The organism is Streptomyces sp. NPDC027663, from assembly GCF_055566415.1.
On the sequence record NZ_JBVHSK010000015.1, the window covers coordinates 1 to 12,082 of the forward strand.

12 protein-coding genes and 2 pseudogenes are annotated in these 12,082 nt (G+C 62.4%); 6 read left to right on the forward strand and 8 right to left on the reverse strand.

Translation table 11 applies throughout. The features are described 5' to 3' along the window. Positions 1–610 precede the first annotated feature (610 nt). A pseudogene (locus tag ACZ4SF_RS30390) lies at positions 611–1,232 on the forward strand (LacI family DNA-binding transcriptional regulator); the annotation flags it as partial. A 607-nt stretch (positions 1,233–1,839) separates the two neighbouring features. Then, on the forward strand, positions 1,840–2,961 hold the full coding sequence (locus ACZ4SF_RS30395; protein WP_468390554.1) for an SRA domain-containing endonuclease: 1,122 nt from the start codon (positions 1,840–1,842) through the stop codon (positions 2,959–2,961). 65 nt (positions 2,962–3,026) lie between these two features. Here the strand turns inward: ACZ4SF_RS30395 and ACZ4SF_RS30400 are convergent, their stop codons facing one another. Beyond that, positions 3,027–3,833, reverse strand: a complete 807-nt coding sequence (locus tag ACZ4SF_RS30400) for a DUF6602 domain-containing protein (RefSeq protein WP_468390557.1) — start codon at positions 3,831–3,833, stop codon at positions 3,027–3,029. A 406-nt stretch (positions 3,834–4,239) separates the two neighbouring features. On the opposite strand from ACZ4SF_RS30400, the gene ACZ4SF_RS30405 reads away from it, so the two are divergent. Both ACZ4SF_RS30405 and ACZ4SF_RS30410 read left to right on the forward strand, forming a co-directional pair. Beyond that, positions 4,240–5,211 (forward strand): DNA cytosine methyltransferase, encoded by a 972-nt coding sequence (locus ACZ4SF_RS30405; protein WP_468390560.1) that lies wholly within the window; start codon positions 4,240–4,242, stop codon positions 5,209–5,211. An 84-nt stretch (positions 5,212–5,295) separates the two neighbouring features. After that, positions 5,296–5,709, forward strand: coding sequence for a very short patch repair endonuclease (locus ACZ4SF_RS30410; RefSeq protein ID WP_468390948.1), 414 nt, complete (start codon positions 5,296–5,298; stop codon positions 5,707–5,709). 228 nt (positions 5,710–5,937) lie between these two features. On the opposite strand, the gene ACZ4SF_RS30415 is transcribed toward ACZ4SF_RS30410, so the two are convergent. From ACZ4SF_RS30415 to ACZ4SF_RS30435, 5 genes are all read right to left on the reverse strand, one after another. Further along, positions 5,938–6,876 (reverse strand): reverse transcriptase family protein, encoded by a 939-nt coding sequence (locus ACZ4SF_RS30415; protein ID WP_468390563.1) that lies wholly within the window; start codon positions 6,874–6,876, stop codon positions 5,938–5,940. A 137-nt stretch (positions 6,877–7,013) separates the two neighbouring features. Continuing rightward, positions 7,014–7,703, reverse strand: coding sequence for a hypothetical protein (locus ACZ4SF_RS30420; RefSeq protein ID WP_468390566.1), 690 nt, complete (start codon positions 7,701–7,703; stop codon positions 7,014–7,016). A gap of 121 nt (positions 7,704–7,824) precedes the next feature. Continuing rightward, a complete protein-coding gene (locus ACZ4SF_RS30425; protein WP_468390569.1) occupies positions 7,825–8,217 on the reverse strand; it encodes a hypothetical protein in 393 nt (130 codons plus the stop codon). A 100-nt stretch (positions 8,218–8,317) separates the two neighbouring features. After that, positions 8,318–8,539, reverse strand: coding sequence for an HNH endonuclease (locus ACZ4SF_RS30430; RefSeq protein ID WP_468390951.1), 222 nt, complete (start codon positions 8,537–8,539; stop codon positions 8,318–8,320). Next, positions 8,461–9,078: a YDG/SRA domain-containing protein gene (locus tag ACZ4SF_RS30435; protein ID WP_468390572.1), complete on the reverse strand. Its 618-nt coding sequence runs from the start codon at positions 9,076–9,078 to the stop codon at positions 8,461–8,463. Before ACZ4SF_RS30435 ends, ACZ4SF_RS30430 begins: the two co-directional genes overlap by 79 nt. A 194-nt stretch (positions 9,079–9,272) precedes the next feature. On the opposite strand from ACZ4SF_RS30435, the pseudogene ACZ4SF_RS30440 reads away from it, so the two are divergent. Continuing rightward, positions 9,273–9,373: pseudogene (locus tag ACZ4SF_RS30440) on the forward strand (helix-turn-helix domain-containing protein); the annotation flags it as partial. Next, positions 9,371–9,640, forward strand: coding sequence for a hypothetical protein (locus tag ACZ4SF_RS30445; protein ID WP_468390986.1), 270 nt, complete (start codon positions 9,371–9,373; stop codon positions 9,638–9,640). The pseudogene ACZ4SF_RS30440 and the gene ACZ4SF_RS30445, both read left to right, overlap by 3 nt. A 733-nt stretch (positions 9,641–10,373) precedes the next feature. Here the strand turns inward: ACZ4SF_RS30445 and ACZ4SF_RS30450 are convergent. Both ACZ4SF_RS30450 and ACZ4SF_RS30455 read right to left on the reverse strand, forming a co-directional pair. Next, a complete protein-coding gene (locus tag ACZ4SF_RS30450; protein WP_468390575.1) occupies positions 10,374–11,048 on the reverse strand; it encodes a YdcF family protein in 675 nt (224 codons plus the stop codon). Beyond that, complete coding sequence (locus ACZ4SF_RS30455; RefSeq protein ID WP_468390577.1) at positions 11,045–11,839, reverse strand: GntR family transcriptional regulator; 795 nt, start codon at positions 11,837–11,839, stop codon at positions 11,045–11,047. Before ACZ4SF_RS30455 ends, ACZ4SF_RS30450 begins: the two co-directional genes overlap by 4 nt. Between the last annotated feature and the right edge of the window lie 243 nt (positions 11,840–12,082).

Genomic DNA, 12,082 nt, shown 5'->3' on the forward strand with positions numbered 1-12,082 from the left:
TAGCCACCATGCACAACCTCGCCATGGCAGGGTGAAACAGCAGGCCAGCTATCACCCAGACATGCCCGCCGCCAGGCCTTCTGCAACACCCTTTAGGCCGCACTCGACTTGCTGAGTTGACCCCGCCCGCCACAGAAAAGAAGAGCCCGGGGCCCTCTCTGTCAATGTAGGTCGATCCATTCATACTGGATGATTCATCGAGTCGAGGGCGGAGAAGGAGTAGTGCTCAGGTGGCCAGCACCAACGACCACGAGGCCCCGGATCCGCAGGTGGAAGCCCGTTCGATGGGACCGAGCCGGTGCTCGGCGGAGTACAAGGCGAGGATCCTGGCCGAGTACGAGAAGCGCTCGACCGGCAGGGCAAGGGAGCCCTGCTGCGTAGGGAAGGCCTGTACTCGTCGCTGATCTCGAACTGGAGGGAGCAATGCGACCAGGGGGCGAAGGCGGAGCACTCGCGGCGCCGGCCGGGCGGCCGAAGGCCGACCCGCGAGACAAGGAGATCGCTCGCCTCAAGGCCGAAAACGCCAGGTTGCAAGAGGACCTGGGCAAGGCCCGCACCGTCATCGAGGTGCAGGGAAAACTCTCCGCGCTGCTGGACCAGCTCGCCACGGCATGTCGGCGCAAAGCTGGTCGACGTCGCCCGCCGCGCTGAGGTCTCTGCGGCAACAGTCTCGAACGTGCTGAACCGTCCGGACATGGTCGCGGAGCGAACGCGGATCAAGGTGGAGACAGCCATCGCGGAACTCGGCTACGTCCGTGCCGGCCAGACGGGAGAGACGGCCGCGCACTGGCGCCGTACCGGTTTCGCGACCTGGCTGTTCCACCCGGCCACGACGGGGTGGTACCCGAAGAAGGCACCGCAGGAGGCGCGTCCTGTACCCGTGATGGCGCAGCCCTGGCCCGGGGTGCCGGCGCGAGGCCGGAACACCTCGGGCCGTGCGGACGCGTGCTGGCTGCCGATCGCACGGGGTCTCACTCCGCACGGGCTCAGGCACACCCATAAGACAGTCATGGAGGAACTCGGGACCCCGCCCAAACTCATGGATGAACGGCTGGGACACGAGGATGGCTCGGTGCAAGCCCGCTACTCGCACATCATGGCCCGGATGAGGAACCGGCTCATGGACGAACTGACCGAGCAGTGGGAGGGGGGCGTTGGCAGCACGGTCTGCCATGCACCTGCGGTCACCGGCCCGCGCGCTCGGTGCGCTGCTGGGAGCACATCAGGGGTGACGTTAGGGAGTTGGTTTCCTTGATCCACTCACCGTTCACTCCCCAGAAGTTCGGCTGAACGAGTCAGGGCAGGTTTCCCGTGGAAGGAAACCTGCCCTGACCTGGTGTTTCGGCTGTCGGGGTGGCGGGATTTGAACCCACGACCTCTTCGTCCCGAATTAGGCCCTGGAAGATCGCTGACCAGGTCTCCATGCCAAAAATGCAGGTCAGAGCGTTGGGATTTGTCGGTCTCTGTTGGCGCTCCAGGGTCTCAATCTCAAGATCATCTCCAGGATTTCTCCATGGACCTCCGTAGACGCCTGGCCAGTCCTTTCAGCTGCCATGCCGCGTGACACACGGCTCTGGAGTGATGTCCATCGACTTCCCCCGATCCGTCGTCAACGGTGACATTGAGGGGGCCACCGTACGGGCCGCACCCGGTCTCCCTGATCGGGGGCATCGAGAGCTCACCGGAAGACACATTTCCTGAAGCTCACAGGTTCGCGCCCCGTCGGCTGGGCCAGCTTCTCGACGTCTTGGGAGCACTGACATCGGGTGTGTGGACGGTGAGTTGGCCTCTCGGTGTGATACTGGTGGGGCTGTCAGTGCCGTCGCCTAGGGTCAACTCATGACCGCTAGCGTTGAAGTGATCAACCCCGGTGATGTCCGTACGCGGGCGCAGATTCGTGCAGTGTTCGGAGGGAGCCCGCAAGGCGGGATCTGCCCCTCGACGTCCAAACACAGTGTCAACGTCTACTCAGACCCGGACGTGGGCGAGCGAGTGGGCTACTACGACGGCTGGTTGGCCGAGGAGGACGAGCTGGGAGCCGTCTTCGAGTACACCGGCGCGGGCAAGTCCGGTGACCAGACCTTCGAAGGCACTGCTGGCACTGGGAACCGGGCGATCCTTCAGCACGCTGAGGAGGGCCGGGTGCTGCGAGTCTTCACGCGAGTAGGCAAGGTGCGGGGGAGCGCTACGAAGACACACCGGTACCTGGGGTCGTTCACGCTGGACAGCATGGAGCCCTACGTGTGGCGAAGGGTTCATGATGAGGGTGGCCGGGAACGCAATGTCATTGTCTTCCGGCTGCGTGCTGACGGTGACGTGCAGCGTGTCGAGCAGGATGTGATCCCTCCCGCTGAGAAGACCGTGGGCGAGTTCGTGCCGTTTCGGGCGGTCACTGCTGCAATGTTCCAGTCCGAGCCGGCGACCAGTGGCTCCTTGCCGCTTCCGAAGCAGCGCGTACGCAAGGGGCGCACCCCGCGAAAGCCTGCTCCCAACGCTGAGACCAGCGGTACCTTCGTGGTCCCTGAGGCCTTTGGCACTCATTTGAGTATCCGGGCTGCGACCGCCGCCACGGTAGCCATCCGTCATGAGGCTGAATTAACGCAGGCGTACAAGGCTCACCTGGATGCTGCCGGGCGACAGACCGGTGCCTACCAGATCAAGGTGAAGGGCCTCACTTCAACGCTCCGTGCGGACCTGTACGACGCCACGGCTCATGTGCTGTACGAGGCGAAGGGATCCAGCTCCCGGGAAGATGTGCGGATGGCTCTCGGTCAGATCCTGGACTACAGCCGCTACGTTGACATGCCTGAGCACGACGGTGAGCCCAAGCGGGTCGTCTTGTTGCCGGCCGCCCCTGCTCCTGACATGTACGCCCTCCTTGACCGGTACGACGTTGGGGTCGTGTATCGATCGGACGACGGTCGGTTCGTGGGAGATGCGGTTCCCAACCTCGGTCATTAGGCCGAGTTTCCCTGTGCCGCTCGGTCGTGAAGGATTGAGCAGCACAGGGACTCACTGCTTTTCGGCTAGATCGTCCAAGTCCTGCGACTCTTCCCCAGCGGTGTGGCTCCGGAGTAGGGGAGGAGATCGAGTGGATTCATCCATGCATCAGAGAAATGGATGTTGAGGTGAATTGCTAGAGGGAGAAGGATGTCTTGGTCGGGGTCGGCATCAATCTGAAAGAGCGACGCCCCGGCTGTCGGGGACCTGAAGAGTGCTCCAGTGCGTGGATCACCCCACTGGAGGTGCCCCTTCCCGATAACCCACACGCTGTCAGGCCACTCACTCGGGTGGCGACTCTGGCACCACTTCACTAAATGGTTTCCAATGGTTTCCAGGCGAAGACTTTTGAACGCAATAATCATGCCCGAGGTCGGGAAGTAGTTGTGTTTTTTTCCGTATGCCGTCGTAGTGCGGGGAATCACTCCGGAGATGGGGCGGTACGCAGTCTTGGGCATTCTGCGCAACTTGCTGATCTTTTCGCAGGCGTCAGTCAGTTGAGTTGCGTCCAAATTCGTTTTGACTTCGATCATTCCGTATACGCATTCATTTGGAATGATCCGGAAGCCTTGGAGGCTGGTGAATGGCGGGGTGCCGCGGTCGATAAGGATGATGTCAGACTGCGGTGAAACATCGCCGTTGGCTGCGATGACCTCTGCGTTATGTACCGCTTCGACGTGAGCCGGCAGGTAGCCAGAAAGAAATTGCTGGACAAGTAACTCGCGAGATGTTCCAGCCTCACCGTTATGATTGAAACTCTGCGACTGCTCAAAGTCGGCGTGCATTCTCTTTGCCACAGACCTGAGGATCTTTCCCAATTTTTCTGCAGTCATCCATGGATTATAAGTTGCTCCGGCTGGGTGTGGCGCTAGCTCCGGTGTTGGTTCGGCCCAAAATCAGGTCCCCAACCATGGCTTGTGCGAGCTTTTGCGGTTATCTAGGAGGTTTTGGTGTGAATTCGTGGAGATAGTCATCTCTCGACGTCTCCCGGGCCCGTAGACGGACTGGACCCCGGCTTCTTGGTCCCGTGAATCCGGTGTGCAACGGCCTGTGCATGCCTGCTTCATGGGTGAGACGAGGCGGCGCGCTCCTGACCTACTGGAGAGTGCTAGGCACTTCATCGGTCATAGGCGCAGCCTCCCAAGAGGCAATGACGCCGCCCCGAGCGGACCTGGTTGGACTTTCTTTCAACTACCCTGGTCGGGGGCGCCAGTTGGGGCGATCCGGGAGTGAGGGATCGTGGCAAGGTACGAGCTCGTTAACTTGTTTGCCGGGGCAGGCGGCCTGGAGCTGGCTGCTCGCGACTTGGGCGTGCCGGGAGTTGGCATCGAACTCGAAGCGAGTGTCTGCGCTACACGCCGCGCCGCGGGACTGGCAACGGAAGAGGGCGATGTTCTTACGTTCAAGCCCAGCGACTTTCCCTCCGCCAACGTCCTAGCAGGTGGACCGCCGTGCCAGACGTTCAGCCTCGCCGGCTCCGGAGCAGGGCGGCGCGCTCTCACGGAGGTGCTGCACTTCGTGCAGCGCATGGCGCTGGGTGAGGACGTTAGGGCGCCCTTGGCGCAGCTGGAGGACAAGCGCATGGGTCTGGTACTGGAGCCGCTCCGGTGGGCTCTCGCCGCGGTTGGTGGCGGCTACCCCTATGAAGCGGTTGTGCTGGAACAGGTGCCAGCTGTCTTGCCGGTCTGGCGTGCCGTGGGCGACGTGCTGTCCGGTAAGGGCTATTCGGTGGTGTCCGGCGTGTTGTTGAGAGCCGAGGAGTTTGGAGTCCCCCAGACGCGTCGCCGCGCTGTGCTGATCGCGCGTCGCCGCGGAACGGCAGCACTTCCCAAGGCAACGCACCAGCCGTATGGCAAGAATGCCTTCGCTGCTCCCGACCCTGCACTTCCGCCGTGCGTGACCATGGGCGAGGTACTGGACCGATCCGAACCGTTCTTCGTGACCGCCAACTACGGCATCGGTGGAGACCCGAGGACTCGCGGCCGGCGAACCTCCGCAGAGCCAGCTTTCACCGTCACCGGCAAGTTCTCCCGGTACAAGGTCACGACTGAAGACGGCACCACCCAAGAGCGGCTAACTCCCGCTGAGGCAGGTCGGCTTCAGAGCTTTCCGGCTGACTACCCCTGGACGGGCAAAGACACAGCCCAACAGATCGGCAACGCCACCCCGCCCCTGCTGGCTGCCCACATCCTCACCGCCGCGCTGGCTTGACGCCCCCTCGCCCGTACGCGCCCACCCCGGCAGAATGCCGATGTGACTCAAGGCATCCCTTCCTCCCCGGCTGTTTCCGCCCGCATGAGTCGCCAGGGCTCCCGCGACACCACTCCCGAGCTTGCGGTCCGACGCCTCCTGCACGCGGCGGGCCTGCGCTACCGGGTGAACGTTCCGGTCCCCGGCTTGCCCCGTCGCACGATCGACATCGTCTTCACCAAGAACAAGATCGCAGTCTTCATGGACGGCTGCTTCTGGCACGGCTGTCCCGAGCACGCAACACAACCGAAGGCAGACGCGGAGTGGTGGCGAGCCAAGCTGGACAAGAACATGGCTCGGGATGTCGAGACGACCGACCACCTGACGGCTGAGGGATGGACTGTCCTACGGTTTTGGGAGCACGAGTCTCCCGAGTGCGTTGCCGATCGGGTCGCCACTTGCGTAGCGGGGCGGAGAGATAGCCAGTCGCTCGAAGGGGTCAGGAGCAAGAAGTTCTGATCTGGGGGGTCTGGGGAGCTACCTACGAGGAGTCGAACCCGAGACCAACGCATTACGAGTTGTCCGATCTTGGTCCGGGATCGTCCACACTCATACGAAGCAGCAGCTCAGCAGCGACTTCGAACAGCGACGGAGCTATGCGGACAGCTACGGAAGAGGCGGCAACCGAGACCACAAGTGAGACCCGGACAACCGCCCGGTTCCGCAGCGCCCCCGGGGCTTCGGAGGCTAGAGGAGATCGTATATATCCTCATCCGGCTCCGGAACAAGCTCATCGAATGCCCGCAGTAGTGGGTAACCTACGTCTGGCTCGACTGCGGCGATATAGCATGCCCAGCCCAACAGACGACGCCGAAGCATCACCTCGTCCGCGCCGCCGAACTCTTTCATATAGGTGTAGTAACCGAATTTCGATATCACGTGCAAGATCCATCGCATCTTACGCTTTACCTGACGCGGGATCCGCGGCCCGTCCGATTCGCCGACATACAAACCGGTTACGTATTGCGGACCACCGCGGCGCATGAAAGCGGTTTTGCGCGTGTTCACCGACCAGCCGGCGTCGTCGAGGATTTGAGCGATATCCGCTGAATGGCGGTCAGTGACATCGCCAGAGAATGTTAGATCGTCCACATAACGTGTAAACGACAAGCCCTCTGACTGTGCATACTCGGCGAGGGATCGGTCAGTGCTCAGGAAGGCCAAATTAGACAAGAGGGGTGAAGTGCTAAGTCCGATTGGTAGCTTGCCGCCGATAGTGACGAGATTGACGGCAATGTCTGCGGCCTTCTCTTCGTAACCTTGCTCTCGCAACGTAGCCTTTATTGTTGCGGCGCCAATTGACGGAAAGAAATCCTCAAGATCCATGCGCAAAACGCACGGTTTTGCTAGGTGCTGACCGGCATTGCTGATCGTGGAACGCCCGCGAACAAATCCGTGAACATGGCTGGGCGGATCATACGAGAACAGGTGCAGAAAGCTTCGATGCAAATTCTTGCTAACGAAATCGAAGGGTGACTTCGGATTAAATACTTCTCGTATGCCGCCGTGCTTCTTGCGGTATATCCGCTGATCGTAGAACCGCCCGGCACCCGCAGGAACAGCCAAGGACAGCGCTTCTAGAATTTCGACCGATACGCCGGCTTGCTCCGCCAGGTCATCAACCAAGTATGGCACTGCCCCCCCCCTGTAATGGGACAAAAAGAGGTAGGGCCGCACTCCCATGCAAGGACTATCATGCAACGCACGCGAACTCGCGTACAACGTTGACCGCGACCCCACCTCGCCCGCAATTGTATCATACTTCAATGAAGTGGGTCCTTCCGGCTGGAGATGCGACCGTGCTCGAATGAATAGAGCATAGAAATGGACGGCTCGATCTCGCGGAATGCCCTATAGGCCCAGTCTTTCGGTTTTGTGGTGCAGCTCGCTTGGAGCCATCTACTTACTGCTGCCATGACATAGTCGATGATGGCCGTAGGCATGTAGTCCCTCTTGGCGACCATTGTGATCTTCATCTGCGGCAATGGTGTGACTTTGCCGATCGTTTTGTAGGCCTGCCTGGCGACGTTATCGGGAAGTCGGCGAATAATTGCCGCCATGCCCTCGCTCTGCTCTATGTAGCAAAGCAACTCAGATTCGTGGCGATGACGGATCAATAGATCACTCAGCAATTTCACATACATGGACTCGATCGCCCCGGATTCCGTGTCGCTAGGGGCACCCGTTCGATCGGTTACGACCATGTATGATCGAAAGAAGATGGTCCGCATGAGCTCTAGAAATGGACCGGAGACTTCTAGCGGATCGGTTGAGCTGTGAAAACCGTTCTTGCGAAACTCTTCGAAGCTGGGAAGTCCGACCAGGCTACTCTTCGCAGATAGCCTTTTATGCAAATCTCGAATCTTTCCCTCTATGTCATCTGCATCTTCACCGAGTTCAACCGCGCCGACGATCAGCGGCTGGGAGGTATTCCCGTTTCCTGACTCGTCCATAAATAGCTTCACCGCAAAGAGCCTTTCGTGAGGCCTGCCGCAAGGCCGTCAAGCCATCCGCGTCGTCGCGCTGGTAGCGACAGCCGCGAGAGTTGCACCTTCATCGGATACGGGACAACCCCTAGGCCGTTCCCCGTTGGCTCGGAACGGCCATGTATAGCTGTTGGAGTCCAAACAGACCGGCATGGAAGGCAGCCGCGATCTCGCGTGCCTTCTCCTCGCTCTCGATCGCCCTCATGGAGATGTAGTCAGCCGCAATGTTGGCCTGCGTCACTGTGCCAGCGAGTACCAATGCTTCAGCCGCGGACTGCAGGACTGCCACTGCCTGGTCCGGGATGGTGGGCCCGCTGCTGGCCATGGCGTCAAGCTCCACCTTCCAGCGCCGGCCCTGGCGAGCGATGCACACAAAGATCGCGTCGTTGGTCTTGGCGCTTCTGTAGGCCGCGTGGTGGGCTTCCGGTTTGGTGCAGTCGGGGATGAGTGCAGCTTGGAGAGGCATTCCAGGCGTCGGCATGCGCACATCGTCGCACGCGATTTTCCGCTTCCGACTCGATACGTGGAACACCTGGGGGAACAGACCAGATTCTGCCCGCGCGACTGACTGCGACCGTGGCCTACCGGCGCCAGCGTTCGCGGTGGTGACGGACGCACTCCAGGTCGATGGTGTGCCGCGGGTCGGTCCTCAGGGTGCCGGCAGGCTGGCCACCGCGGATCACCGAGAGGTCGTCTTCGATGACGATGGCGCCGGCGTCGAGCATCACGTGGCAGTTCGGACACAGGCACAGGACGTTGCCGGTGGTGTCCGGGCCGTTGTGAGGGGACCCGAGGGCTCGAATGTGAGCGCCTTCGCTGTAGCTACCGCCGGGACGTCGATTCGCAGGTCGCAGACTTGGCACCGGTTGTCGTGCCACGCTTTGACCTGTCGCTTCACGGCGCTACTTCGAACGATGCGCTGCACGGTCGAGGTGATACGTTCCGGGGTCTCGTTCCCCGTGACAGCGGCGGACTCCAACTCGGCGCGCGCGTGCGGGAGCTCCGGCTGCTGTGCCACCTGAGGTGTGGGGGTGTCGTCATAGGCTTCGAGGCGGAACTGCCAGATGAGGAAGCCGTCGATGCCGAGCTTGCTGCCGTAGCTGGTGACTCGATAGAGACCGTCGTACCGGTACCCAGCCGCCGGCGCGTATGGAGCATCACCCTGGTAGCCGCGCAGGACGCGGACGGGCAGTCCTTCGAGGTAGCTGGTCACGAGCGCCGCGTTACCGGAGTCGTCCAACGACTGGTCGCTCACCTGGTTGCCGGCGCCGTCCTGCCCGCCGTGGCCGGTGTAGACGATGACGTCCCCGTAGTCCTCGTCATCCTTGTAGCCGCCGGACACGACGATCGACTCTGCGCCAGTCCTCTTGATGAAGTAGGGGAAAGTCTTATCCCGCTGGGATGAGTCGCCGTGTGTCTTGTCTCGGTTGATGCTTGACGTTGTGGCTTCACCTGATGCTTGACACCGCTTGCCTCGGCTTGGCTGTGCGCGTCTGACAGGCGTGTGCAGGGAGGGCCGGGGCCGTGCTGGTGGAGTTGAACGTGGTCGAGCAGCGGTATCACGCGGTGATGGAGGTCGCCGCGGGGGTTCCGGTCACGCCATCGCGCGCCGCCTCGGTGTCCCCCATCGCACCGTGGCGCGCGACCTCGACGCCATCGAGGAGCCGCCCACGTCGGTAGATGCGCCACCGGCCGCGCCACCCGCTCCGGCCAGCGGCGCAACCCGCGCGCCGCGTCTCCTGTACGACCTCGACCCGGCACTCATCCAAGACATCAACGTCCTCACCGACGCGCGCACCGGCGCACTCATCGCGCCAGTGCGCCAGTACATCCGCGCCGCAGCTAACGGCCGTCGCGCCGCACTCGTCGACTTGGCTCACCGCGTCGCTACCGACGAGACCTAGACGTCGCTGCGCTCCGCCCGTTCGCCGGACGGAGCGCAGCACTGGCAAGGCACAGTCAGGCCGTGACGGACCCGCCCGCCGAGAGCCGCAGCCAGCGCGTTACGAGCAGGGGCAGGATGCTCCCTAGCACGGTCAACAGCGCCGCGAGTAGCTGCCCGTTTAGCCACGGAGCAAGCACCACGATGACGATCACAATCACAGGTGCTGGCCAGTACCGCACACGCCGACGACGCCTGCGAGGCTCTCGGTCACCGCACCCAGGAGAGTCAAATTCGGACACACGAGTCCCTTTCACACTTGCCGTACAGGACAGAGATGCCGGCGCCGGCGTCCGGGATAACTCTGCGCCTCATACGCGTTGGCTCTCGCTATTTGCGCCGATTTACTGAAGTTGTTCGCAACCTCCGGAAAAGTAGGGTATGGCGCACCGCCTGACCAGCGCGAACCCTTCGCGCCGTTACCAGCGCTAGCCCACATTTTTGGGGTACATGGTGCAGCCGTTCGCGATCAGCTACCCGGGTTCCGTCCGCATGTTGCGCCGTTACCTTTTCGCGATCTATGGTTGGCCGCGTCTTCGGCGTGCCCGCATACGGGCCGCGCGCACCAACGCGAACACTCCCGCGAGCGATCACACGCAGCGGCGGCGTTCGCATGTACCGCGCAACCATCACACCGCTCTCGCGTGTCACAACCCCCGAATCATCCGGATGCAGTCCTGCCGCCCACGCTGGCCTTACGCACCAGGACGGGCGGCAACATCGGCTGGCAGGAGTCGGCTGGTGAAGCCCTCCACACACAGCCGCTCGTAGGCGGCAACGACGGAATCCGGCACTTCCTGTTCGATGGCCAGACCCAAGCCGGGGAAGACGAGCACGCGTTGCAGGGCGCCCACGATCATGTCGATCACCATGTGAGCGTCTCCGATGGAGTCGGCGTACTCCTCCAAGTCCATCGGCGTGGACGCGCACACTACTTCGGTCTCGGGCCAGAGTTTCCGCATCATGGCGTACGAGCGTCGCTCTTCGTACGGCTTACTCACGAGCAGGACGGACGAGACCTTGACGCCGGCCTCTGCCAGCACCGCTTTCGTGAACTCGATATTTTCACCGGTGTTCGTCGCGCGCGGCTCAAGGAGTACGGCCGAAGCGGGCACGCCGCGCTCCAACGCTCGCTCGCGGTAGTGGACAGCCTCACCGCGCGGCATGCGGGCCCGAGTTGTGGGGCTGGTGGACCCGGTGAACACGATGACCGGCGCCATGCCTTGGTGATAGAGCTCCGCCGTCACGTCAGCCACCCCTAGATCGTGACTGCCCAGACCGACGGCCACCGAACAGGGCCGTGGGTCGTGGTGCATGCGGTGGTAGTCCCACAGAAGCCGGGCATCCGCCCACGCCTGTGCCGAGATCATTCCTGCCCCTTCTTCTCGTGTGCTGAGTCCGGAACCTTGAAGTCGTACTCCCACGCGAATCGAGAAGCCGAGTGGATGCCCACCGCGAACTCGACCACCGTGCCGTCTGCCGTGTACGTGGTCCTATGCAGCTCGACTACCGGTTCACCGGCGGGGAGCTGTAGGAGCTGTACTTCGTCAGCCGTGGGGTTGCGGGCGAACAGGGCCTCTCTCATGTGGTCGATCTCGTATCCGGCGTCGTAGAGGACCCGGTAGCCACCACCGCGGCCGGCAGGGCCCGGGGTCGGGTCGACAATGCGTGTTCCCTCGACGTGCTCCGGTCTGTAGTAGCTGGTCAGGGTGTGAGTCGGCTGCGTCCCCTCCTTCACGAGACGCGCTCGCGCGTACACCTCCGAGCCAACCGGGACGCCGAGCCCCTCCGCTACAAGGCTGTCCGCCTTGACGCGGCTCACCGTCTGCGTCTGCTCGTCGCGCTTGTACGCGCGACCCGATGCGACGCGGTCGGCAATGAAAGCGACCTCGTCGCCGTCGCGCCACTTCGCCTTGTCGTACCGCGCAATGCCGAGCCGCTTGAGCGGAGTACGCGGACGCACCACGGTGCCGTGTCCGCGCGTCGAGGTCACGAGGCCTTCAGCCTCCAGCGCCTTGTACGCCTTGTGGACGGTCTCCTTGGAGCCTTCCCCCGCCTCGACTAGGTCTCTGATCTGGGGCAACTGGGCGCCCGGCAGATACTCACCGCTCTTGATCTGCTCCGCGAACCTGTCCGCCAGGTCGCGCCACTTCGGTGCCACGCAGAACTCCTCTCAACGCGAACCAGTGAAGCACAGTCCTAGGACTGTTGACAGTCCTAGGACTGCATGTCATCGTCTCCTCAGGCCGCTCGCAGTCCTAGGACAGCGAGCCGGAAGGGGTCTTCTTTGGGCTGCCTTCAGGCCGTGCGGTTCCGGATAGCTCGCTTCCACATGGGGCCCTGAGCTGCTGGGTCCTTGACAACCTCACACAGGGAACAGCCGGTAACCCGTGGTCCGCCTGCC